The sequence below is a fragment of the Aeromonas sp. DSM 116730 genome (genome assembly GCF_046581335.1).
Taxonomy (GTDB): Bacteria; Pseudomonadota; Gammaproteobacteria; order Enterobacterales; family Aeromonadaceae; genus Aeromonas; species Aeromonas rivipollensis.
Genome location: NZ_CP144265.1, coordinates 2,705,721 through 2,728,301 on the forward strand (window position 1 = coordinate 2,705,721; position 22,581 = coordinate 2,728,301).

Annotated in this window: 19 protein-coding genes and 1 pseudogene; 10 read left to right on the forward strand and 10 right to left on the reverse strand. The window is 63.9% G+C overall.

From position 1 onward, the window contains the following. Window positions 1-83: 83 nt before the first annotated feature. Entirely contained in the window at window positions 84-1,511 is a 1,428-nt protein-coding gene (gene sbcB / locus Aeroheme_RS12325) for an exodeoxyribonuclease I (RefSeq protein ID WP_411165933.1), read from the forward strand. A gap of 146 nt (window positions 1,512-1,657) precedes the next feature. Then, window positions 1,658-2,164 carry a hypothetical protein gene (locus Aeroheme_RS12330; RefSeq protein ID WP_163137013.1) on the forward strand — a complete coding sequence of 169 codons (507 nt, stop codon included), beginning with the start codon at window positions 1,658-1,660 and terminating at the stop codon, window positions 2,162-2,164. 58 nt (window positions 2,165-2,222) lie between these two features. Here Aeroheme_RS12330 and Aeroheme_RS12335 read toward each other — a convergent pair whose 3' ends face one another. Further along, on the reverse strand, window positions 2,223-3,938 hold the full coding sequence (locus Aeroheme_RS12335) for a glycoside hydrolase family 36 protein (protein WP_411165934.1): 1,716 nt from the start codon (window positions 3,936-3,938) through the stop codon (window positions 2,223-2,225). Window positions 3,939-4,068: 130 nt separating this feature from the next. Here Aeroheme_RS12335 and Aeroheme_RS12340 point away from each other — a divergent pair, with 130 nt between their 5' ends. The 3 genes from Aeroheme_RS12340 to cdd all read left to right on the forward strand — a co-directional run bounded on the left by Aeroheme_RS12340 (window position 4,069) and on the right by cdd (window position 6,231). Continuing rightward, window positions 4,069-4,428 carry a CidA/LrgA family protein gene (locus Aeroheme_RS12340; RefSeq protein WP_106887037.1) on the forward strand — a complete coding sequence of 120 codons (360 nt, stop codon included), beginning with the start codon at window positions 4,069-4,071 and terminating at the stop codon, window positions 4,426-4,428. Next, the gene (locus Aeroheme_RS12345) at window positions 4,425-5,111 is read left to right on the forward strand and encodes an LrgB family protein (protein WP_368169471.1); all 687 of its coding nucleotides are present in this window, start codon (window positions 4,425-4,427) and stop codon (window positions 5,109-5,111) included. Before Aeroheme_RS12340 ends, Aeroheme_RS12345 begins: the two co-directional genes overlap by 4 nt. Window positions 5,112-5,349: 238 nt before the next feature. After that, the gene (gene cdd, locus Aeroheme_RS12350; RefSeq protein WP_411165935.1) at window positions 5,350-6,231 is read left to right on the forward strand and encodes a cytidine deaminase; all 882 of its coding nucleotides are present in this window, start codon (window positions 5,350-5,352) and stop codon (window positions 6,229-6,231) included. Between the two features lie 195 nt (window positions 6,232-6,426). Here the strand turns inward: cdd and Aeroheme_RS12355 are convergent, their stop codons facing one another. From Aeroheme_RS12355 to Aeroheme_RS12365, 3 genes are all read right to left on the reverse strand, one after another. Beyond that, window positions 6,427-8,091, reverse strand: a complete 1,665-nt coding sequence (locus Aeroheme_RS12355) for an AMP-binding protein (RefSeq protein ID WP_411165936.1) — start codon at window positions 8,089-8,091, stop codon at window positions 6,427-6,429. Between the two features lie 99 nt (window positions 8,092-8,190). Then, a complete protein-coding gene (locus Aeroheme_RS12360; protein WP_111910930.1) occupies window positions 8,191-8,469 on the reverse strand; it encodes a YfcL family protein in 279 nt (92 codons plus the stop codon). Between the two features lie 107 nt (window positions 8,470-8,576). Further along, window positions 8,577-9,692 (reverse strand): ATP-NAD kinase family protein, encoded by a 1,116-nt coding sequence (locus tag Aeroheme_RS12365; RefSeq protein WP_163137017.1) that lies wholly within the window; start codon window positions 9,690-9,692, stop codon window positions 8,577-8,579. 109 nt (window positions 9,693-9,801) lie between these two features. On the opposite strand from Aeroheme_RS12365, the gene Aeroheme_RS12370 reads away from it, so the two are divergent. Continuing rightward, a complete protein-coding gene (locus Aeroheme_RS12370) occupies window positions 9,802-10,524 on the forward strand; it encodes a TerC family protein (RefSeq protein WP_404835121.1) in 723 nt (240 codons plus the stop codon). 83 nt (window positions 10,525-10,607) lie between these two features. On the opposite strand, the gene aroG is transcribed toward Aeroheme_RS12370, so the two are convergent. From aroG to Aeroheme_RS12395, 5 genes are all read right to left on the reverse strand, one after another. Further along, window positions 10,608-11,663: a 3-deoxy-7-phosphoheptulonate synthase AroG gene (gene aroG, locus Aeroheme_RS12375; protein ID WP_411165937.1), complete on the reverse strand. Its 1,056-nt coding sequence runs from the start codon at window positions 11,661-11,663 to the stop codon at window positions 10,608-10,610. A 208-nt stretch (window positions 11,664-11,871) separates the two neighbouring features. Then, window positions 11,872-13,152, reverse strand: a complete 1,281-nt coding sequence (gene aroA / locus Aeroheme_RS12380) for a 3-phosphoshikimate 1-carboxyvinyltransferase (protein WP_408846881.1) — start codon at window positions 13,150-13,152, stop codon at window positions 11,872-11,874. Window positions 13,153-13,462: 310 nt separating this feature from the next. Next, a complete protein-coding gene (serC, locus tag Aeroheme_RS12385; RefSeq protein ID WP_392417191.1) occupies window positions 13,463-14,551 on the reverse strand; it encodes a 3-phosphoserine/phosphohydroxythreonine transaminase in 1,089 nt (362 codons plus the stop codon). A 224-nt stretch (window positions 14,552-14,775) separates the two neighbouring features. Next, window positions 14,776-15,705 carry an electron transfer flavoprotein subunit alpha/FixB family protein gene (locus Aeroheme_RS12390; RefSeq protein WP_411165938.1) on the reverse strand — a complete coding sequence of 310 codons (930 nt, stop codon included), beginning with the start codon at window positions 15,703-15,705 and terminating at the stop codon, window positions 14,776-14,778. A gap of 103 nt (window positions 15,706-15,808) precedes the next feature. Further along, window positions 15,809-16,561, reverse strand: a complete 753-nt coding sequence (locus Aeroheme_RS12395) for an electron transfer flavoprotein subunit beta/FixA family protein (RefSeq protein WP_411165939.1) — start codon at window positions 16,559-16,561, stop codon at window positions 15,809-15,811. 126 nt (window positions 16,562-16,687) lie between these two features. On the opposite strand from Aeroheme_RS12395, the pseudogene Aeroheme_RS12400 reads away from it, so the two are divergent. The 3 genes and pseudogenes from Aeroheme_RS12400 to Aeroheme_RS12410 all read left to right on the forward strand — a co-directional run bounded on the left by Aeroheme_RS12400 (window position 16,688) and on the right by Aeroheme_RS12410 (window position 20,281). Next, window positions 16,688-18,457 (forward strand): annotated as a pseudogene (locus Aeroheme_RS12400) (electron transfer flavoprotein-ubiquinone oxidoreductase). Window positions 18,458-18,739: 282 nt separating this feature from the next. Further along, window positions 18,740-19,687, forward strand: coding sequence for a magnesium/cobalt transporter CorA (gene corA / locus Aeroheme_RS12405; RefSeq protein ID WP_005332981.1), 948 nt, complete (start codon window positions 18,740-18,742; stop codon window positions 19,685-19,687). A gap of 132 nt (window positions 19,688-19,819) precedes the next feature. After that, the gene (locus tag Aeroheme_RS12410) at window positions 19,820-20,281 is read left to right on the forward strand and encodes a DUF2919 domain-containing protein (RefSeq protein WP_106887046.1); all 462 of its coding nucleotides are present in this window, start codon (window positions 19,820-19,822) and stop codon (window positions 20,279-20,281) included. Between the two features lie 18 nt (window positions 20,282-20,299). On the opposite strand, the gene Aeroheme_RS12415 is transcribed toward Aeroheme_RS12410, so the two are convergent. Beyond that, complete coding sequence (locus tag Aeroheme_RS12415; protein WP_163137025.1) at window positions 20,300-21,046, reverse strand: hypothetical protein; 747 nt, start codon at window positions 21,044-21,046, stop codon at window positions 20,300-20,302. Window positions 21,047-21,332: 286 nt separating this feature from the next. Between Aeroheme_RS12415 and Aeroheme_RS12420 the strand changes: the two genes are divergently transcribed. Then, complete coding sequence (locus tag Aeroheme_RS12420) at window positions 21,333-22,568, forward strand: MFS transporter (protein ID WP_411165940.1); 1,236 nt, start codon at window positions 21,333-21,335, stop codon at window positions 22,566-22,568. Window positions 22,569-22,581: the final 13 nt, after the last annotated feature.

Genomic DNA, 22,581 nt, shown 5'->3' on the forward strand with positions numbered 1-22,581 from the left:
TTTACCATGCTGGCAACTGCGGTGCATGGCACCGCCCACCCAGGCGCCATGGCGCCGCCATCGGACACCTCACCTCGAGCAACATGAGCAAAACAGCACAGCCCGGCAGCGAGCCCACCTTCTACTTCCATGACTACGAGACCTTCGGCATCAGCCCCGCCAGGGACAGGCCGTCGCAGTTTGCGGGCATTCGCACCGACGCCGACTTCAACATCATCGGCGAGCCGCTGGTGATCTATTGCAAGCCGCCGGCGGACTACCTGCCCGAGCCCGAGGCCTGCCTCATCACCGGCATCACGCCGCAGAAGGCGATGAAGGACGGACTGTGCGAGGCGGACTTCATCCGTCAGATCCACGAACAGTTTGCGACCCCCAATACCTGCGTGCTGGGCTACAACAGCATCCGCTTCGATGATGAAGTGACCCGCTACACCCTCTATCGCAACTTCTATGACCCTTATGCCTACGCCTGGCAGAACGGCAACTCCCGCTGGGATATCCTCGACATGCTGCGGGCCTGCTATGCCCTACGCCCGGAGGGGATAGAGTGGGCACTCGACGACGAGGGCAAGCCGAGCTTCAAGCTGGAGAGGCTGACGGTGGCCAACGGGGTGACCCACGCCAACGCCCACGATGCGCTCTCCGACGTGCTGGCCACCATAGAGATGGCCAAGCTGGTGAAAAAAGCCCAGCCCAAGCTGTTTGACTACCTGTTTGCCCTGCGCAACAAGAACAAGGTGAAGGCGCTCATCGATGTGGTGACCATGAAGCCCCTGGTCCACGTCTCCGGCATGTTCTCCCCCTGGCAGGGGTGCGCAAGCTGGGTATCGCCGCTGGCCTGGCATCCGACCAACCAGAATGCGGTGATCATGGTGGATCTGACCCGTGACCCGACCCCCCTTGTCGAGCTCACCAGCGAGGAGATCCGCGAGCGCCTCTACACCAGGAAGGATGATCTCGGGGATCTGGCGGCCATTCCGGTCAAGCTGGTGCACATCAACAAGTGCCCCGTGCTGGCGCCGGCCGCCACCCTGACCCCGGAGCGGGCCGATCAGCTTGGCATCGACCGGGAGCAGTGCCGCAAGAGCCTGGATCTGCTGCGGGCCCATCCCGAGGTGCGGGAAAAACTGGTGGAGGTGTTCAATCAGGAGTTTGCCGGCAGCAATGACAGCGATCCCGATACCCAGCTCTACGCCGGTTTCTTCGGTCACGGCGACAAGTCCACCATGGATCTGGTGCGCGCCACCCCGGCGGATCTGCTGGGGGAGCGGGAGTTTGCCTTCAGCGACTCGCGGCTGCCGGAGATGTTGTTCCGCTACCGCGCCCGCAACTGGCCCCACACCTTGAGCGAAGCGGAGCAGAAGCGCTGGCGCCTGCACTGCAGCGACTACTTCAGCCGCCGTCTGCCGGACTATGTGCCCCGTCTCGAGGCGCTGGCGGAGCAGAATCAGAGTAACGAACGGAACTTTGCGATCCTAAAGAGTCTCTATCACTATCTGGAAGATCTATGAGATGTGAGGCGTTTCACACTTAAAACCCTGTCGGCTCCCCGCGCCCGCGACATAATGAGCAGGGGAGCCAAGCTCCTGATAGTTTGATGATTACATGCGCTGCCGGCATGGATGCCGCGCCTCGACTGTTGGGGATCTTTCGTTATATGCGTTCAGCACTGCCTGCTCTCACCCTTGTCGTCTGTGCCTTGCTGCCCCAGGCCACCCTGGCCGGGGTACGTTTCGAGGTGCCGGACTACCTGCTGCGTCTGCCGGAGCAGACCTATCAGCTGATCGAGCGCAACTTTAGCACCCTCTATCAGCAGACCGACTTCACCCCCCAGATCACCAACAGCTATTTCAACCACTCGGATCTCTATCGCTTCGCCGGCATTCCCCTGGCCATCACGCCCCAGAACGGCTTCCAGATGGAGATCTTCGGTCAGCTCTACAACAAGTCGTCCCAGATCTATGCCCAGATGAGCCAGGATCTCTCCCTCTATCGCACCCTGCGGGTCGACATGATGGGGGATCAGAGCGACGAGGTCGCCATCGGCATGGGGCTCGGCATTCCCTTGGGCGCCCGTCTGACCCTCAAGGCACTCGCCTCCAGCAACGAGATCCCGGGTTATGGCTCCGCCAATTACGCCATAGGGATGGAGTGGCACTTCTAGGGGTCAACCCCACCCGATAAAAAGGCTCCCGAGGGAGCCTTTTTGCTGAGTGCGGCATTCAGGAGTAGCGGATCACCCGCCCCTGGCCCCCCGCCAGTTCCTGCGTCTCTCCCAGGGCAGTGTCGTCCCAGAAATCCGTGCCCCCTGCTGGCAGCTCAAACTGTGCAGCATGCTCGCCCCAGTTGAACAGGCAGAGCAGCTCGCCGCCCCCGGGCAGGGCCACCCGGCCGCGGCCAAACCCCATGTCATCGAAACGGGCAGCCGGGGTGCGCGCCGCGCACAGGGCCAGCAGCTTGCCAAGGTGCATCCCCTGCACCTCGTCCAGATCCTGCAGCCGGTCGCCGGCCAGCACCATGCCGCCGCTCGCCACCAGGGCGGCCAGGTGGAACTGATACTCGGACTCGCTGGCGTGCTGGCCAGGGATATCCCGCAGGCAGACACAGTCGGGATCCAGCGCCCAGAGCCGGTCGTTCTGCCAGGCGCGGCAGAAGGCTTCCCGCGCTATCTGGCGAAAACGGGGGCCCTGGCGCTCCACGTCATCGCTCACCCGCATGCCGTGTACCAGGCCAAGGCTAGGCCAGATCGGGGCGTTGCAGCCGAGCAGGAAGGCCCCCTCCCCGGCCCCGCGCAGCACGGCGGCCATGCCACGTCTATAGGCCTCGACCCGGGTGGCGGCGGGGTCATGGAAGCTGCCCCCGTGGATGGCGCCCCAGAAGTTGGCATCCAGCTTGAAGTAGTGGATGCCCCACTGCTCGCGCAGGGTGCGAAACACCTGCTCGAGGTGGGCCTGTACCTCGGGATGGGTGCCGTCCAGCACATACCAGGGGGTGCAGCGCCAACCGCCGTAGGTGACCCGCTCAGAAGGCAGCGGCAGGCCATCCTCCCCCTTCACGAACCAGTCAGGGTGCTGCTGGAACACGTCGGAGCCGGGCTCGGCGATGAAGGGGGCGACCCAGAGCGCGGGCTCGCAGCCAGCGACGCGGATCTCCCCGGCCAGGGTTGCCACCCCCTGCTCGAACTTGGATGAAGGGGTGAGCCAGTCCCCCATCCTGGCCTGATAGCCGTCATCTATCTGCACGTAACGCAGGGCCGGGAAGCGCATCGCCCGCACCGCCAGGTTCTCGCGAATATCGGCGGCGCTCACGTCCGCATAGTAGTGATACCAGGAGCACCAGCCACTCGGGCGCGCGGCCAGGTCCGCCACCAGCGAAGGGTGTTCGGCCTCGATATAGTCCGCCAGCGACCCCAGCAGGGCCTCCCTGTCCGGCCCCTCCAGGCAGATCAGCGCCTCGCTCTGCCAGTGCTGGCCGGGTGCGAGGGTGCGCCCTTCGGCGTTCATCACTATCTCCAGGCGGCCGTCCGGATAGAGGCGGAACTCGCCGCCGAAGCGGTGGCAGCTCGCGAACGCCAGCAGCAGCCAGCCCCCCTCGCAGGCCACCAGCAGCAGGTTGTGGACGGTGTGATAGCCGTCGTCCTCGGTGATACGATAGACGCTGGCGTCGGGGCAGCGGCCCACCGGCTCGGGGGCCTGCCAGCTGCCCATGGTCTGGGCCAGCATCTGGAACCCCTCTCCGTAGATGGCCGCATCGGGAGAGAGGCCAAGCACCCCCTCAAACAACCGCCAGTGGCGAACAGCCTCGGGACTGGACCCGGTATTGTCCAGCCTCACCCGACACAGGGGGCCGTCCCACTGACGGGTTTGCAGCAGTTGGGGAGGCAGGGCGGGATCGGCGGGCAACTGGCGCAATCTGGCCAGGAAAGAGGGGTACGACATGGGAGCTCCTTCTTGTGAATGGGGATGATGCCGGGGCCATTGTATCCCCTGTGGGTCAGTTGACCCTGTTCCATGCCCCCCGTGCCTGTTAAACTGCGACCTCGCTCACAGTTGCCAAGATGAGGCCCCCGTGTTGTTGCAACGCGCCTTGCGCTACCTTCGTGATTTTCTAGTCATCATCGCCTGCCTGCTGGCGGGCAAGGTCCTGGCCGCCTTGCTGCCCTTCGCCTTCCCCGGCAGCATCATCGGCATGCTGCTGCTGTTCGTGCTGCTCTCTTTGCAGCTGATCCGCTTCTCCTGGGTCGAGCAGGGGGGCGGCCTGCTGCTGCGTCACATGGGGGTCCTGTTCGTGCCGGTCGCCGTCGGTCTGGTGGCCTGGCTCGAGCCCCTGCGTCAATCCTTCGGCCTCATCATGCTCTGCGTCGTGCTCGGCATAGTGCTGATCCTGGGCGCCGTCGGCCATCTCTACCAGAGGATGAACAGACAATGATGTTCTGGTTGGCCATTCCCCTGACCCTGGCGCTCTATTTTATGACCCGGGCCCTCTACCGCCGCCTGCCCTGGCCCGTCATCAATCCGGTGCTGATCCCCACCGCCGTCATCATAGGCCTGCTGCTCTGGCTGGATCTGCCGCTGGATCAGTACCAGCAGGGTACCGCCCCCATCACTGCCCTGCTGGAGCCCGCCGTGGTGGCGCTGGCGCTGCCCCTCTATCAGCAGGCCCGCCAGATCCGGGACAAGCTCAAGCCCATCGTCCTCTGCACCCTCACCTCTGTGCTCATCTCGGTCTGCACCACCTTGGGCATTGGCCACCTGATGGGGGCGGATCCGACCCTGCTCGCCTCCATCGCCACCAAGTCCATCACCACGCCGCTCGCCATGAGCGTCAGCCAGTCCCTCGGCGGCATTCCCGCCATCGCCGCCGCCGTGGTGGTGGTGGTGGGGATATTGGGGGCCCTGATAGGCTATCCCCTGCTCAGGCTGATGCGGGTGACCGACCCCGAGGCCCAGGGGCTCGCCATGGGGGCCTGCGCCCACGCCATCGGCACCGCCGCCTCCGCCGAGCAGGGGGTCACCCAGGGGGCCTTCTCGTCGCTCGCCATGGTGGTGTGCGGCGTGCTGACCGCCGCCGTCGCCCCCCTGCTGTTTGCCCTCTATCACTGGCTGACCTGAGCCCGGCGCCACGCCCTCTGCCATGGCCGCCCCCTGCGGCCATGGCCTCTTTGCCCCTTCAAGAAGTCCATATGACACCGCCATGCCCCTGATGCTGCGAGCAAGCGCACAGATTGCGAAAGACAAACGTTTCCTTTACCATCCCCGGCCCTTTGCCCATCAAGGCGTGAGCGCGCTCACACATTTAGCCGCGCTTGCTCCCTACAATGGCCCCCCAATTGGCCTTTGAGGACACAGTATGCATCCCCGCTTTGCCAAGCCGTTCGAGACCCTTTCCGCCCCGCTCCAGGCCGCCCTGCTGCCCATGCTGGGGGACGATTTCCAGGCCCGTTTTACCCCTGAGCAGGTGGCGACGCTGAAAGCCGCCACCGGGCTCGACGATCGGGCCCTGCGCCTGGCCCTGCTGCCGCTGGCGGCCGCCTGCTCGGTCGCTCCCATCTCCAAGTTCTTCGTCGGCGCCATCGCCTGCGGCCTGAGCGGCAGCTGGTATTTTGGCGCCAACATGGAGTTTGCCGGTCAGGGGCTGTTCCACTCGGTGCACGCCGAGCAGTCCGCCATCTCCAACGCCTGGCTCGGCGGCGAGACCGGGATCAGTGAAATCACCGTCAACTACACCCCTTGCGGTCACTGCCGCCAGTTCATGAACGAGCTGAGCACCGCCAAGACCCTGAAAGTCTCCCTGCCGGACGACTTGAGCGAGCTGCAGTCCTTCCTGCCCCACTCCTTCGGCCCCGCCGATCTGGAAATCACCGATGCCCTGATGAGCCCCCAGGCCCACGACGAGCTGGTGCTCGAGAGCGACGACCCCCTGTGGCAGGCCGCGCTGGCCGCCGCCCGCCAGAGCTATGCCCCCTACAGCCAGGGCTATGCCGCTGTGGCGCTGCAGTTCGAGGATGGCCACATCTTCTGCGGTCGCTACGCCGAGAACGCCGCCTTCAACCCAAGCCTGCCCCCCATGCAGATGGCCTGCGCCCATGCGGTGCTCAATGGCGAGGAGCTCGCCTCGGTGCGCCGCGCCGTGCTCTTGGAGAGCAAGGATGGCCAGATCAGCCAGCGGGATTCGGCCCAGTCGACCCTCAAGGCCCTGGGATCCGTCCAGCTGGAGTATCTGGCGGTCTGATCCGGCGCCGGAATGTATTAGGGGAGCCACTGGCTCCCCTTTTTGCATTAATTTTCCAAATACTTTTGCCCCCTGCCAGGCACCCCGGATCATGGGTCTGCACTGGCCTCGACGCGCTGATTTGCGCCCAGTATGTATCAGGGGAGCCGCTAGCTCCCCTGATCTCATTGATATTCCAACTAGTGCACGCCCCTGTCAGGACTCCCAGATGATGGTCCTGGCACCGGACCAGCGCTCGCCTATGTCCGCGTACTTTTGCTCCAGCAGGTGGCGGCGGATCTTCATGGTGGGGGTCAGCACCCCGTTCTCGATATTCCAGGGGCTCTTGACCACCAGGATGCCGCGCAGGCGGGCATGGGATTCGAGCTGGCCGTTGACCCGGGTCAGGGCGGCCTCCAGCTGGGCATCGACCGCCCCCCTGTCCCCCTTCATGGCGCTCTCGGCCAGTTGCACCAGGGCGACCGGTTGCGGCATGCCGTAACCGATGACGCACAGCTGCTCTATGATGGGCTCCTGCCCCAGCATCCCCTCGATGGGCACGGGCGCCACGTACTTGCCCTTGGCGGTCTTGAACACGTCCTTCATGCGGCCAGTGATGGTGAGGTAGCCCTCCCTGTCCAGCTTGCCCATGTCACCGGTGTGGAGCCAGCCCTCGGCGTCGATGGCCTCGGCGCTGTGCTCGGGATCCTTGTAGTAGCCCAGCATCATGCCGTCGCAGCGGCAGAGGATCTCCCCCTCGTCTGAGATCTTGAGGGTCACCCCGGGGCCCGCCTTGCCCACAGTGCCTATCTTGTCCGCCCGGAAGGGGTAGTTGAGGGTGGAGTAGGCGTGGTTCTCGGTCATGCCCCAGGCCTCGGTGATCTCGATGCCTATGCTGTGATACCACTCGAGCAGCGCCGGGGCCACCGGGGCCGAGCCGCAGCCCAGCACCCGCGCCTGATCCAGCCCCAGCCCCTTTTGCAGCTTGCTCTTGATGAGACCCGAGATGAGCGGGATCTTGAGCAGCAGCGCCAGCTTCTTCTGGGGCAACTTCTCGTGGATCTTGATGCGGAACATGGCCCACAGCCGCGGCACCGAGATGAAGACGGTGGGTCGGCAGCGCTTGACGTCCTCGATGAAGGTATCGAGGGACTCGGGGAAGGCGATGGTGGCACCGCTGAACAGGCTGCCGCCGTAGATGTAGACCCGCTCGGTGATGTGGGCGAGCGGCAGGTAGGAGAAGCCGCGATCCGCGGCCGTCAGGGAGACTGCCTCCACCAGCTTCTCGCAGGACCAGGCGTAGCGCTCCACGCTCAGCATGGCGCCCTTGGGCTTGCCGGTGCTGCCCGAGGTGTAGACCAGGCTCAGCAGGGCATCCGGTGCCTGCACCGGGCTGTCCGGGATGGGCTCGTGGGCATCGAGCAGCGCGTCCCACTGGTGGGCGGCCGGCATGGTGTCATAGGGCAGCGCTATGCGCAGCAGATCCGCGGGCACCCCCGCCTCCTGGCTCTTCCAGTCGTCCAGCTTGCCGACGAAGATGGCCTTGGCCTCGCTGTGGCGCAGCACGTATTCGATGGTGTCGACGTTGGCGGTCGGGTAGATGGGCACGCTCACGTACTGCCCCATCTGCATGGCGAGATCGGCGATGAACCACTCTGCGCAATTCTTGGAGAGCAGGGCCACCTTGTCCCCCGGGACCAGCCCCAAGGCACGCAGTGCCGTCACCATGCGGCGCGCCTCGTCGGCGACCTCACCCCAGGTGAAGTCGACGTATTCGCGGTTGATGGTCTGGCGAAGATAGATCCGGTCGGGACACTGCCGCTCCCAGTGATAGAGCATCTCGAGCGGCAGTTTGGTGGCAATGCGTGAGGTGGAGGCCATAGTTTAATCCCTGAAACAAAAGGCGAGCCTCATTATTAACCTTTTGATAACACTCAGGGAAGCAGATTACTTAAACTTCTGTTTGAATTGCGAATGGGATCAAGCTTCCGCCTGCTGCTGCAGCCGCTTCCACATGGCTTGTACCAGCACCTCATCCTGCTCGGAGAGCTCCCCCTGCAAGATGGCCTCGTTCAGGCTGCGCAGCACATAGCTCTTTACGTCCCGCACCAGCGTCTTGCCCTCCAGCTCGGCGCGCGCCACCGCGAGCGAGATATGACCCCGCAGGTAGCCGCCCGCAAACAGCTCGTCCTCGCTGGCCGTGGCGACCATGGCGTCGATCAGTCCCAACAACTTGTGTTCAAAATCGTGAATCGTCATTTAACGCAGCCTCATTTCCGGGATTGCCGGCAAAAAATTCGGGGAGTGGAACCGCGATCCGGTTGATCGCGGCTCTCTGGCGCCAGGCCAGCCGCATCCTTGATGTCCTATTCCGGGTTGGCCACCGGGTAGATGACCTGATCCTTGTATCCCGTGGTTATGCGCAGATAACCACGTAACGACCGGTTCAGTGCCGGGTCATCGGTATCCACCAGCAGCGGACGACCCTCGAGGGCCGCCAGCTTGGACTTGGTGGCGAGCACCTGAATATGGTCTCGCCCGACGGCCCGGATCACCTCTGGACTCAGTTGCTGATTTCCGCGCCCGAACAGATGTCCCTGACCACCGATCAGGGTAATGATCAGGCGGCAGCGACGACCGCGGATCCGGGTCAGGATCTCGGCGGCGCTGAGATCCTGCCCGATAAGTTGGCCATTTTCCACCAGATCCACACCGAGCAAGGTATTTTCCAGACCCAGCTCCGCCATGCAGGCGGCCACTGTGCTCCCCGACCCCATCAGATAGAGGGTGTCAGGCTCCATCTGCTCCACCACGCCGGCGGCGAGATCGGCGAGCACCAGCTCCTCGGACTCCCGCCCGCCCTGCTTGACCGCCTGGACGTAACGCAGATCCCCGGGCACCAGCAGCTGGCCGTAGTGGCGGGCGCGCACCTTGCCCGCCCGAAACGCCTCTTCGTCGATGTCCATCACCTCGGCATCCACCAGGCTCAGCAGCTCCCCTGCGATCATCCGCGCCGCCACCCGGCCGCTCGCCGTCGGGGTCACACCGTAGACACCGGAGTGGATCTTGCACCCCGCCGGGATGCCGAGCACATGGCAGGACTCCCCCACAGCCGCGCAGATGTCCCGGGCGGTGCCATCCCCACCGGCAAAGAGCAGCAGATCCACCCCGGCTTCGCGCAGGGCCAGGGCGGCGGCCCGGGTATCCTCGGCGCACGTCTGGGCCCCGGCGGGCTGGTAGAGGATGCGGTGAGGCAAATGCAGCTCGGCGGCGAGCGTCTCCCCCATCTCTCCCGCCACCGTCAGCAGCTCGAACTGGTCTGTGAGCGAGCACAGGGGCAGAAGGGCCTGACGGGCCCGCTCCCGGGCCTTGGGCATGGCGCCCCGCGCCAGCGCCTCGGCCACCATGCCGTCGCTGCCCTTGAGACCGACCGCACCGCCAATGCCGGCGATGGGGTTGATGATGAGCCCTAATCGAAACATGTTTTCCTCCCGTTGGATGGCTGCCATTTTTATCTTTTCGCGCTACTGGGACAAGCCATAACCCCCTGCTAGAATGCGCTGCTTCAAATTATTCAACCAAGGTTCAATCATGCTGGAATGGATTGCTGACCCCTCAGCCTGGGTGGCGCTCGCCACCCTGACCCTGCTCGAGATCGTGCTGGGCATCGACAACATCATCTTTATCTCCATCCTGGTGGGGCGACTGCCGGAGGCTCAGCGCCAGAAGGCGAGGATCCTGGGGCTGGGGCTTGCCATGGGCACCCGCATCCTGCTGCTGCTCTCCCTGGCCTGGGTGATGCGCCTCACCGAGCCGCTGTTCAGCATGCTGGATGAAGCCATCTCGGGCCGGGATCTCATCCTGCTGGTGGGAGGCCTGTTCCTCATCGCCAAGAGTACCCACGAGATCCACCAGAGCCTGGAGGGCGCCGCCGAGGAGCCCGGCATGGTGAGCAAGACCGCCGGCTTCATGTCGACACTGGTGCAGATCGCCATCCTCGACATCATCTTCAGCCTGGACTCCGTCATCACTGCGGTCGGCATGGCGGATCACGTGCCCGTCATGGTGCTGGCCATCATGATCGCCGTCGGCGTCATGATGTTTGCCGCCAAGGCCATAGGTGACTTCGTCGACGAGCACCCCACCATCAAGATGCTGGCGCTCGCCTTCCTGATCCTGGTCGGGGTCGCCCTGGTCGGCGAGGGGCTGGACATGCACATTCCGAAGGGCTACATCTACTTCGCCATGGCCTTCTCGCTGGTGGTGGAGATGATCAACATCCGCCTCCGTGGTCATCAGGAGCGGGCCAAGTAAGCCCCTCTTCCTGAGCCAACAAAAAGCGCGACCCTGGGGTCGCGCTTTTTTATTGCCGTGAGCGGGGCATCCCCGCCCCGGCCTCAGAGTGCGTTGCGGGTGGCGACGGCATCGGCCAGATTGCGCAGCAGCACCTCGGTATCGGCCCAGCCGATGCAGGCGTCGGTGATGCTCTGACCGAAGGTGAGTTCGCACCCTTCCACCAGATCCTGGCGACCCTCCACCAGGTGGCTCTCCACCATGACGCCAAACACCGCCTTGCTGCCGGCGCGCAGCTGACCGGCCACATCCTCGGCCACCAGCATCTGGTTCTTGAACTGCTTGCTGCTGTTGGCGTGGCTGAAGTCGATCATCACCTTCTGGGGCAGACCGGCCTTGTCCAGCCCCTTCACCACATCATCCACGTGGGCGGCGCTGTAGTTCGGCTCGCGGCCACCGCGCAGTATGATGTGACAATCCGGGTTGCCGGCGGTCGAGACGATGGCGGAGTGACCGTACTTGGTCACCGACAGGAAGTGGTGCGGGGCGCTGGCGGCGCCGATGGCATCGATGGCCACCTTGATGGTGCCGTCGGTGCCGTTCTTGAAGCCCACCGGGCAGGAGAGACCTGAGGCCAGCTCGCGGTGCACCTGGGATTCGGTGGTGCGGGCCCCGATGGCACCCCAGCTCATCAGATCCGCCACGTATTGCGGAGTGATCATGTCGAGGAACTCGGAGGCGGTCGGCAGCCCCATGTCGTTGAGATCCAGCAGCAGCTTGCGACCCAGGCGCAGGCCGTCGTTGATCTGGCAACTGTTGTCGAGGTAGGGGTCGTTGATCAGCCCCTTCCAGCCCACTGTGGTGCGCGGCTTCTCGAAGTAGACCCGCATCACGATTTCCAGCTGGCCCTTGAGCTCGTCGCGCAAGGTCTTGAGGCGCTTGCCGTATTCCAGCGCGGCAACCGGATCGTGGATGGAGCAGGGACCTATCACCACCAGCAGGCGCTGATCTTCACCGGCCAGGATCTGATGGATGGCCTGACGGGATTCAAACACTGTATTTGATGCGGTCTCGGTCGCCGGAAACTTCTCAAGCACCGCAACCGGGGGCAATAACTCTTTGATTTCACTGATACGAACGTCGTCGGTTTGATGCTGCATGACCAAGTTTCCTGCTAAATGACTGCGATGAAGAAACTTCAATCTAGCCCGCGACCGGGACGGTGTAAATAGAAAATTACATTCTTCTACAAGGAATTTTATCGGCACACCTTGCAAGTTTGGATAATGCTGCTAAGGGTGTTGGCAAACCGGGGAAGAAGGCGGGAGGCAGAAACGAACGGGCCCGCACAAGGCGGGCCCGATGGACTTAAGCCTGGCTGATGCTGGCCAGCTTGGTGAAGTAGTCCGGGAAGGTCTTGGAGGTACAGCCCGGATCATTGATGGTGACCGCAGTATCGGACAGCGCCACCAGGGAGAAGCACATGGCGATGCGGTGATCGTTGTAGGTATCGATCTCGGCGTGCTTGAGCTGCTCCGGCGGAGTGACGACGATGAAGTCGTGCCCCTCCTCCACTTCCACGCCCAGCTTGCGCAGCTCGGTCGCCATGGCGTGCAGGCGATCCGTCTCCTTCACCCGCCAGTTGTAGATGTTGCGAATGGCGGTGGGCCCCTTCGCAAACAGCGCCGCGACGGCTATGGTCATGGCCGCATCCGGGATGTGGTTCATGTCCATGTCGACGCCGTGCAGCGGTGCCTGCTCGGCCTCGATGAAGTCGTCACCCCAGGTGATGCGGGCGCCCATCTTCTCAAGCACGTCGGCGAAGTGGATGTCCCCCTGGATGCTGTGCTTGCCGATGCCGGTGACCCGCACCTTGCCCTTGATGGCCCCCGCCGCGAGGAAGTAGGAGGCGCTGGAGGCGTCCCCTTCCACCAGGAAATCACCGGGGCTGACATAGGTCTGGTTGCCCTTGATGTAGAACACCTTGTAGTCGTCGTGCTCGATGACCACACCGAACTGCTTCATGATGTGCAGTGTGATGTCGATGTAGGGCTTGGAGACCAGCTCCCCCTTGATGTGGATGCGGGTGTCGCCAGCCGCCATGGGGGCCGCCATCAAAAACGCCGTCAGGAACTGGCTGGAGACGGAGCCGTCGACGTGCACGTCGCCGCCCCACAGACCCTTGGCATCCACCACCAGGGGCGGATAGCCATCTTTTTTCAGGTACTGGATATGGGCACCCGCTTCGCGCAGGGCATCCACCAGATGACCGATGGGACGCTCTTCCATGCGCGGCTCGCCACCCAGCATGTACTCACCGGAGCCCAGACAGAGCGCCGCACAGAGCGGGCGCATGGCGGTGCCGGCGTTGCCGAGGAAGAGGTTGACCGGTGCCGATACCGCAAAGCTGCGACCCAGGCCATGCACTGTGCACTCTGTCTTGTCGGCGGAGAGCTTGTACTTGACCCCGAGCTGGGTCAGCGCCGCCAGCATGTGGCGGATGTCATCGCTGTCGAGCAGGTTGGTCAGCCGGGTAGTGCCCCGTGCCAGGGCTGCCAGCAGCAGGGCTCGGTTAGAGACACTTTTGGAGCCAGGCAGATTGACCACCCCGGCCACGCTAGAAATGGGTTCCAAACGCAACGAATTCATAGACTTCCTGTGCAATCTCAAGTAAATCACCTGACCGGACGTTAACAGCCCGCGCCCCGCGCGGCAAGACCGTCTGTGGCACAAAACCGGGGCAGCCGGGCTGGCGGTCAGGATCTTCTGGAAAAACAGACGCCGGGGAGTCCCCGGCGCCTTGCATCAACGGCAATACCCTGGCTGTTCACGCTCTGTCGCGAGAGGTCGTCAGCAAGGTGAAGCGCAGCACAGGAACCGGAGTTGATACCCATCAATGAGGTTCCGCGCAGCACATGAGCCTTGATCACGGCGTCGCAGCCAGCGCGTGAGCGGCGGCTCAGCCGTGGCGCTTGGCAAAGCCATCCATAAAGCTCACCAGGGCCTTGACCCCTTCCAGCGGCATGGCGTTGTAGAGGCTGGCACGCATGCCGCCGACGATGCGGTGCCCCTTGAGCGCCAGCAGACCGGCCGCTTCCGACTCCGCCAGGAACTGCTTGTCCAGGGCCTCGTTCTTGAGCTGGAAGGGCACGTTCATGCGGGAGCGGCAGGCCAGGTCCACCTTGTTGCCGTAGAAGCTGGAGTCGTCGAGGTAGCCGTAGAGGAAATCGGCCTTCGCCTTGTTGCGCGCCTCCATCGCCTCCAGCCCGCCCTGTTCTTTGAGCCACTCGAACACCAGGCCGGCCAGATACCAGGCGTAGGTGGGCGGGGTGTTGAACATGGAGTCGTTCTTGGCGGTGAGCTGGTAGTCAAAGATCGAGGGCACGTCGGCTCTCGCCTGGTTCAGCAGGTCGTCCCGCACTATGGCGATGGCCAGACCCGACGGGCCTATGTTCTTCTGGGCACCGGCGTAGAGGATGCCGAAGCGGCTCACGTCGATGGGACGGGAGAGGATGGTGGAGGAGAGATCCGCCACCAGGGGCACCTCACCGGTGGCCGGGATGTCGAACATCTCTATGCCATCTATGGTTTCGTTCGGGCAGTAGTGCACATAGGCCGCATCGGCGCGAAACGCCGGGGTCGGCAGCAGGTGGCTTATCCCCTGCTCGTTCTTCGCCACCCCCTGGAAGGTCTGGATGTCCCCGTATTTCTGGGCCTCATCCACGGCGCTCTGGGCCCAGACGCCGGTCAGCAGATAATCCGCCTTCTTGTTGGCGCCGCCGAGCAGGTTCATGGGCACGGCAGAGAACTGGCCGCGACCGCCGCCGTGCATGAACAACACCTTGTAGTTGTCCGGCACCGCCAGCAAGTCACGCAGATCGGCTTCGGCCTTCTCGGCGACCGCCATATAGGGCTTGCCGCGATGGGAGAGCTCCATGACCGAGGCTCCCAGCCCCTGGAAATTACAAAATTCGCGCTGGGCGCGCTCCATGACTTCAACCGGCAACATGGCGGGGCCGGCGCAGAAGTTGTAAATCTGTTTGCTCATGACGCTTTCCGTGAATGGATGAGAGTGATCGATGACTTGAATGTTTTTACACGACAGGCCCCCGTGGGGGCAAAGGCTTTTTGGGATCTGGCGCAACCTTTTGCCCCCATGGCCGACACCGACACCATGGAAAAAGCCCTGAACGGGCCAGGGCTTGCAGAGAACATGCATGGAAACGGGGGCGAGACAGCACAGATGGCTTCCTGTGCCCCTTTTTGGCAAATTTACAGCTTGGCGGTGAGCTCCGGCAGCAGGGTGAAGAGATCCCCCACCAGGCCATAGTCCGCCACCTGGAAGATGGGGGCTTCCGGGTCCTTGTTGATGGCGACTATCACCTTGGACTCCTTCATCCCCGCCAGGTGCTGGATGGCCCCCGAGATGCCGATGGCGATGTAAAGCTCGGGGGCCACTATCTTGCCGGTCTGGCCCACCTGCAGATCGTTGGCGACAAAACCCGCGTCCACCGCGGCCCGAGAGGCCCCGACCGCGGCCCCCAGCTTGTCGGCCAGGGCGTCAATCAGGGCAAACTGCGCCTTGGAGCCGAGCGCCCGCCCGCCTGAGACCACCACCCGCGCCGCGCCAAGCTCAGGCCGTGCGGATCGCACAGCGCGCCGCTCGATGAGGCGGGTGCGGCAGGCCAGCTCGGGGACGGGAAGGTGCTCGACCCTGGCCTCAGCCCCCCCGCTCTCGGCGCAAGGGAAGGCCGATGCCCGTATGCTGAGCACCTTGACGGGCGCCGTGCTCGCCACCCGGGCAATGGCGTTGCCCGCATAGAGGGGGCGCAGGAAGGTATCCGGCCCCTCTATATCCGTCACCTCGGAGATCATCTCCACCCCCAGCCTGGCCGCCACCCGTGGCAGCAGATCCTTGCCGTGGCTGCTCGCCGCCATCAGGCAGTGCTGATAATCCCGCACCACGGGGGCCAGCAGCCGATCGATCCCGTCATTGAGCCCTTCCGCCAGCATGGGATGTTCGGCCAGCAGCACCCGGGTGACCCCCTGCAAGGAGGCCGCCTGCTCCCCCGCCTCCGCCAGCCCCTGGCCCAGCAGCAGCAGGTGGACCTCGGCGTCGAGCCGGGTCGCCGCCGTGACCAGACGGGCGGCGCTGTCCGCCAGCTGGCCCTGATGATGTTCGGCAATAATGAGTACGCTCATGGCAGCACCTTGATGTCGTCCGTTGTTGTTCCTGCCTGTTCGCCAACGCGCCCGCTGGCGGCAGCCAACTGGCCCGCGAGATAGGCCGTGACCCGACATGCGTTCATGGGATCACCTTGGCTTCGTTCTTGAGCCTGTCCAGCAACTCGTCCACCGAGCCCACCCTGATGCCGGCGCGCCGGGGGGCAGGCGCCATCACCCTGAGCAGCCGGGTCTGACCGGCGGGCTCGACCCCAAGGGCCGCAAAGGGGGCGCTCTCAATCGGTTTGCGCTTGGCCTTCATGATGTTGGGGAGCGAGGCAAAGCGAGGTTCGTTCAGGCGCAGGTCCACCGTCACCACGGCGGGCAGCCCCATACCGAGGGTCTCGAGACCGCCGTCTATCTCGCGGGTCACCTGCAGCTCCCCCTCCACCAGCTTGATGGCAGAGGCGAAGGTGGCGAGCGGCCAGTCGCAGAGGGCCGAGAGCATCTGGCCGACCTGGTTGTTGTCAGAGTCGATGGACTGCTTGCCGAGCAGCACCAGGCTGGGCTGCTCCCGCTCGCACACCTTTTGCAAGGCGCGAGCCACGGTGAGCGGGGTCAGGGTCTCGTCGGTGACATAGTGCAGGGCCCGATCCGCCCCCAGCGCCAGGGCATGGCGCAGCTGTTCGGCCGCCACCTCGGGGCCCAGGGTCACCACCACCAGCTCGGTGGCCACCCCGGTTTCGCGCAGCCTCACTCCCTCCTCCACCGCGATCTCACAAAACGGGTTGATGCCCATCTTCACATTGGCGAGCTCCACATCGGAGCCATCGCTCTTGACCCGGATCTTGACGTTGAAATCAACGACCCGTTTGACAGCGACCAGCAGCTTCATGGCGGTCATCCCTCGTATCGGTTGAGTGAATCCATTTTGCACTCTCACACTTTTATGCTGACAAAATGGTTTACGTTTACGTAAACTACCAGCACTACCCTAGGCCAAGTCGAGCGCAGAGGCAAGATGGAACGCGAAGCAATGGAATTTGATGTCGTCATCGTCGGTGGCGGCCCGGCTGGCCTCAGTGCCGCAATCGCATTGAAGCAGCAGGCCCCGGCTCTCTCGGTCTGTCTGCTGGAGAAGGGGGCGGAAGTGGGCGCCCATCTGCTCTCCGGCGCCCTGCTCGATCCCGTCGCCCTCAAGGAGCTGCTGCCGGCGCGCTGGCAAGAGGCGCCCCTCGGCGTACCGGTAACAGATGATCAGGTCCATCTGCTGCAAAGCGCGTCACGCGCCCTGCAACTGCCCAACTGGGCTGTGCCTCCGCGGATGCACAACGACGGCTGCCACATCATCAGCCTCGGCAACCTCTGCCGCTGGCTCGCCCGGGAGGCCGAGGCGCTCGGGGTCGAGATCTACCCCGGCTTCGCGGCGAGCGAACTCATAGTGGAAGAGAGCAGGATAAGAGGGGTGCTGACAGGGGATCTGGGTCTCGACAAAGAGGGCAACCCCAAGGCGGATCACGTGCCCGGCATGGCGCTCTATGGCCGCTACACCCTGTTCGCCGAGGGGGCCCGCGGCCACCTCGGCAAGCAGCTGATCGCCCAATTCCGTCTGGAAAACACCGCCCAGCACCAACCCCAGCACTATGCCATCGGCTTCAAGGAGCTGTGGCAGGTGCCCGCCAGCCAGTCTCATCCCGGCCGCGTGCTGCACGGCAGCGGCTGGCCGCTCGGGGAGCAGAGAGGCAGCAAGAGTCAGGGGGGCTTTTATCTCTATCACCTGGCGGACAACCAGGTGGCGGTCGGCCTCATCGTCGATCTCAACTACCAGAATCCCTGGCTCAGTCCGTTCGACGAGTTCCAGCGCCTCAAGCACCACCCTCTCATCGCACAGACCTTGCAGGGGGGGGAGCGCATCAGCTACGGCGCCCGGGCCATCACCAAGGGGGGCTGGCACTCCCTGCCCCGCATGCATTTCCCCGGCGGCCTGCTCATCGGCTGCGATGCGGGCACCCTGGATTTCTCCCGCATCAAGGGCATTCACACCGCCATGAAGTCCGGCATGCTGGCGGCCGGCACTGTCGCCATGAGCCTGCGCGGCGGCGATGAAGGCGGGCGGGATCTCGCCGAGTATGGCGATGCGCTGCAACAGAGCTGGCTGGCCCGGGAGTTGATCGCTGCCCGCAACTTCGGCGCCGCCCTGCACCGCTTCGGCCCCTGGCTCGGCGGCGCCTTCAACTGGCTGGAGCAACGGCTGTTTGCCCGCGCCTCTCCTTTTACCCTGATGGACAAGGAGCCGGACTACCGCCAACTGCGCCTGGCCAGCCGCTGCCAGCCCATCGACTACCCCAAGCCGGACGGGCGACTCAGCTTTGACAAGCTCTCTTCGGTGTACCTGGCCAACACCAGCCACGACGAGGATCAGCCATGCCACCTGAGGCTCCAGGACGAGCGCATTCCGGTGACTGTCAACCTGCCCACCTGGGCGGAGCCCGCCCAGCGCTACTGCCCGGCCGGCGTCTTTGAGATCATTGAGACCGAGATCCCGGAGGCGGAGGGCCAGCCTCGCTTGCAGATCAACGCGGCCAACTGTATTCACTGCAAGACCTGTGACATCAAGGATCCCAGCCAAAATATCGTCTGGACCCCGCCCCAGGGAGGCTCCGGCCCCAACTATCCCAATATGTGACCGGCGCGGTTCGGGCTGGGGCCTGACATCAAGGATGCTCAGCCCCAGAACATCGCCTGGACCCCGCCTCAAGGAGGATCCGGGCCGAACTACCCCAATATGTGATCCCAGGGATCCTGGTCGATTTATCCCCCGGCAATCCCCCGTCCGGGCCGGGTTATGCCGGCCCGGACAGCTGCTCCGACCTCGCCGTTTTTTTGAGCAAACAGGCTGAACCCCCGATGAATAGCCCCTGACAAGCGGGGCTCGCCCCTGTATAGTTCGCCGCATTCAGGTTGTCCATCGGCCTCGTTATGCTATTTCATGGGATCGCTTTCTGTGCGATCTAGGGCCGCATGAACCTGTGCAACCATCCCTGATTACCCACGACTTCTTAAGGGGGGACAGATGATCACCGCCTACATTCTCAATAACAAGGTGCTGGACATAGTCACGCTCGGGCCGGACGACATAGTCCCCGACAACACCGTCTGGCTGGATGCCTACAAGCCGGACACGGCGGAGCGAGAATGGTTGACGGGCCTCTTCCTGGAAGAGGTGCCCGACAAGGAAGAGCTGGACGACATCGAGGCCTCCGCCCGTTTCTACTGGGACACAGATGGTCTGCACATCCACTCCCTGTTCCCCCAGCGGATCGGCCGCGACACCAAGGGTGTCCACGTCTCCTTTACCCTGCGCAACAACCTGCTGATCAGCATTCGCGAGGATGACATCGGCCTGGTGCGCCTGCTGCGCCACTACATGCGTCAGGACAGGCTGGAGGTGGAGAACGCCCTCGACATCCTGCTGGAGGTGCAGAACCTCAAGGTGGAGTACCTCTCGGACCTCATCGAAGATGGCTACAAGACCCTGGAGAACACCGCCGATCAGATCTTCGAGCCGGATCAGATCAACTCCATGCTCAAGGAGCTGATGGCCCAGGAAGAGGCCAACGGCCAGATCCGTCTCTCCCTGCACGATACCCGCCGAGCCCTGCGCTTTCTGAAACGCAGCCTGCGCCAGCGGATGACAGGGGAGCAGAACAAGTGGATCGACGAGATGCTGCACGACGTGGAGTCCCTCTTGCCCCACACCCAGTTCCTGTTCGACAAGATCAACTTCCAGCTGGAGGCCTCCATGGGGGTGACCAATCTGGAGCAGAACAAGGTGATCAAGATCTTCTCGGTGGCCGCGGTGATCTTCCTGCCCCCCACCCTGATCGCCAGCATCTACGGCATGAACTTCGGCCGCATGCCGGAGCTCGCCTGGGAATACGGCTATCAGATGTCCCTGGTGCTGATGGTGATGTCGTCGCTCGGCACCGGCCTCTTCTTCAAGCGCAAGGGCTGGCTGTAACGCCATCCGGCATCAGACAAGCTGAGCAGAGATTGGGGGGCACTGGCCCCCCGATTAATTCCCCCGCCTTGCAAAGGGCCGCCCCCCGCCCCATATCCCCTGCATCAATAGTTCAACCCCGGAACGGGCCTTATGACCCTCTACCCCGAACATCGCTATGACGATCATGGCCAGCTGCGCCCGCCGCTCTGGTTCTGGCCCATCGCCCTCTTGCTGACCCGCTCGGTCTGGCTGTTTCTGATGGCCGGCGTCACCCGAGAGAGCGGCAGCGCCATCCTGACCCTCTTCTACCCGGACAAGATGAGCCTCTACATCAGCCTGCTGACGGACGTGCCCGCCATGCTGGCACTGCTCGCCTTTGGCGGCACCTATCAGCAGACTAACAGCCTGCGCGCCTGGCTCAGACGCCACAGCCGGGGCCTGTTGCTCTGCTCCACCGCGAGCGGTCTGCTGATGCAGCTGCACAGCCTCAATCTGCAAAAGTGGTCATTTAGCTGGCCCACCGCCCTGGTGCTGGTCGCCAGCCTCTGGGCGCTCTGGTATCTGCTCAAGAGCCGCCAGTTGCGGGATTACACCCGGGATCAACCCCATTAATGGCCGCCGTCGTCCGCCTCATTGACGAGTGACCCGGATCTGCAGGGTCTGGCGTTCGCTGCCGCTCGCCACCCCGACCCGTGACGGATTGGAGAGCGCAGCCCCCTGACCCTCCTGGCTGGTGGAGAGCTCCCCCACCGTCAGCCACTGCCCCGGGGCGCCGCTCACCTCGGTGGCACTCTGCCCGGTCTTGATGTCGCCGCGCTCAAGCCTGGCCTGCTCACTGCTGAGCGCTATCTGTACCCTGTCCCCTATCAGGGTGGCGGTGGCGTAGAGGCCGCTTATCAGCGGCATCATGCCCACCACCCGACCTCCCTGCCAGCGATAGAAGGTGACCGGCTGATAGGAGCCCATCTGCAGCAGCACGGGCCGCCCCGAGAGGCCGCGCACCTGCCAGTTGTCCTGCTGGGTGCGCTGGTAATCCTCGGCCCCCCCCTCCAGCAGCCACTGCCGTTTGGCGTTGTCATTGCCGATGCCTATCCCCGCCTGCCGGCTGCTGGACGCCCCCGCCACCCGCCACTCGATAAGCAGGCTCTGGGGCGGCTGGTTGAGCTTATCCAGCACCCTCTCGGCCTCCTGCAACTGGGCGGGCGTCCCGCTCAGTACCAGCTGGTTGCCCATGGCACTGACCCCAAGCTCGGGGTATAGCTCCTTGAGGGTCTGCACCATCCCCTCTGCCTCAAACACCGGTATGACCTTCACCTCGGCCCGCAGGGGCAAGGCCCAGAGCACGCAGCACCCGAGCACCCAACACCAAGCTCTCATCCTCGTCTCCCTCTTGCCGTCCCTCTTGCCGTCCCTTTTGCCGTCTCTCATGGCGTCTCTCTCATCACTCCTTGCCATCATGGGCCATGGCGCCCCGATTGCAACGGCAAAGAGCAAACTGCCTGGCCCATGACGGTGTCATGGAGGTCCTTATCCGGCTCGTTTTCGAGCCCAAATAAAAGACTCATTGAGAGACCACTCAATACAAATAAAAATGGTTATCATTTGTTGTCACAACAATATCCCTCGGATACAATTCGGACTCATTTTTTCGAGTCAGCCTCTGATGAAGCCAGAACCTGTCGTCTCCTCCCCTGCAGCCATCCATCTGGCCCTGCTGATCAACATGCTCTCCATGGGTAGCATGATGATGGTGATGCCCCTCGGGCCGGACCTGGTGACAAGCCTCGGCATGGCCCCGGAGCAGACCGGTTACTTCAGCGGCGGCGCCACCCTGGGAGCCGCCCTCATGGGTATTATCGCCGCTCCCTGGCTCGACCGCTTCGATCGCAAACCCGCCCTGCTGGTGCTGCTCACCTTGCGTTTTCTGCTGCTGATGGCCTGCGCCCTGGTGCAAGACAGCCAGCAACTGCTGCTGCTCTTCATCCTGTCCGGCTGCGTGGCCGGGCCCCTTGCCGCCATCCTGATGGCCGCCGTGCTGGATCTGGTGCCTCCAAGCGATCGCGGGCGCCGCCTCGCCTACGTGGGGATGGCGTTTTCACTTGCCGCCATCCTGATCGTGCCCGTCGCCCTGGTGCTGGCCCAGTGGCTCGGCTGGCAGAGCCCCTTCCTGCTGTTTGGTGCGAACGGCCTGCTGCTGGCCCTGCTCTGCGCCCGGCTGCTGCCCTCACTGCCGGTGACTCGAGCCCCGCAAGGCCAGGGGCTGCGCCAGTTGCTGGGCTCGCCGCTCTGTCAGGGGGCCCTGTGCATCCTCTGCCTGCAGATGTTCGGCCACTTCCTGCTGATCCCGCACTTTGCCAACTACTTCCAGTTCAACCTCGGCTTCCCGCGGGAGCAGATCGCCGCCCTCTATCTGTGCGGCGGCCTCGCGAGCATGGCCACCATGCGCCTGTGCGGCGTCTGGATAGACCAGGGCCGTGCCCAGGGCGCCATACTGCTCACCAGCCTGTTGCTGGCCCTGGTCACCCTGCTCGGCTTCGCCATGCCGCTCGGCCTGCCCGTCTACCTGTTGTTTACCCTCTTCATGGCCCTGAGCTCGGCCCGCGCCAGCACCACCCTCGCTGTCACCGCCGCCATTCCGGCCCCCCATCAGCGCGCCGCCTTCATGTCCTTCCAGGGCACTGTCACCAATGTGGCGGCCGGGGTCGGCAGCCTGCTTTCGGCCAGATACCTGGTCTCCGATGCGGGGGGCGCCTTGCACGGTTTCTCCACCCTGGCCTGGATCAACATCGGCTGCGGCCTGCTGGCCTGCGCCGGCGTCTGGTTCCTCATCCAGGGGCTGGAGCGAACAAGAGATAACAATAATCCTGCCTCTGGTACTGCCAGACAAGGAAGTCAGTGAGCATTTGGGCCCA

Coding starts and splice junctions, on each gene's coding strand:
- sbcB (WP_411165933.1), top strand. CDS start 84: ATGAGCAAAACAGCACAGCCCGGCAGCGAGCCCACCTTCTACTTCCAT.
- Aeroheme_RS12330 (WP_163137013.1), top strand. CDS start 1,658: ATGCGTTCAGCACTGCCTGCTCTCACCCTTGTCGTCTGTGCCTTGCTG.
- Aeroheme_RS12335 (WP_411165934.1), bottom strand. CDS start 3,938: ATGTCGTACCCCTCTTTCCTGGCCAGATTGCGCCAGTTGCCCGCCGAT.
- Aeroheme_RS12345 (WP_368169471.1), top strand. CDS start 4,425: ATGATGTTCTGGTTGGCCATTCCCCTGACCCTGGCGCTCTATTTTATG.
- cdd (WP_411165935.1), top strand. CDS start 5,350: ATGCATCCCCGCTTTGCCAAGCCGTTCGAGACCCTTTCCGCCCCGCTC.
- Aeroheme_RS12355 (WP_411165936.1), bottom strand. CDS start 8,091: ATGGCCTCCACCTCACGCATTGCCACCAAACTGCCGCTCGAGATGCTC.
- Aeroheme_RS12360 (WP_111910930.1), bottom strand. CDS start 8,469: ATGACGATTCACGATTTTGAACACAAGTTGTTGGGACTGATCGACGCC.
- Aeroheme_RS12365 (WP_163137017.1), bottom strand. CDS start 9,692: ATGTTTCGATTAGGGCTCATCATCAACCCCATCGCCGGCATTGGCGGT.
- Aeroheme_RS12370 (WP_404835121.1), top strand. CDS start 9,802: ATGCTGGAATGGATTGCTGACCCCTCAGCCTGGGTGGCGCTCGCCACC.
- aroG (WP_411165937.1), bottom strand. CDS start 11,663: ATGCAGCATCAAACCGACGACGTTCGTATCAGTGAAATCAAAGAGTTA.
- aroA (WP_408846881.1), bottom strand. CDS start 13,152: ATGAATTCGTTGCGTTTGGAACCCATTTCTAGCGTGGCCGGGGTGGTC.
- serC (WP_392417191.1), bottom strand. CDS start 14,551: ATGAGCAAACAGATTTACAACTTCTGCGCCGGCCCCGCCATGTTGCCG.
- Aeroheme_RS12390 (WP_411165938.1), bottom strand. CDS start 15,705: ATGAGCGTACTCATTATTGCCGAACATCATCAGGGCCAGCTGGCGGAC.
- Aeroheme_RS12395 (WP_411165939.1), bottom strand. CDS start 16,561: ATGAAGCTGCTGGTCGCTGTCAAACGGGTCGTTGATTTCAACGTCAAG.
- corA (WP_005332981.1), top strand. CDS start 18,740: ATGATCACCGCCTACATTCTCAATAACAAGGTGCTGGACATAGTCACG.
- Aeroheme_RS12410 (WP_106887046.1), top strand. CDS start 19,820: ATGACCCTCTACCCCGAACATCGCTATGACGATCATGGCCAGCTGCGC.
- Aeroheme_RS12415 (WP_163137025.1), bottom strand. CDS start 21,046: ATGAGAGCTTGGTGTTGGGTGCTCGGGTGCTGCGTGCTCTGGGCCTTG.
- Aeroheme_RS12420 (WP_411165940.1), top strand. CDS start 21,333: ATGAAGCCAGAACCTGTCGTCTCCTCCCCTGCAGCCATCCATCTGGCC.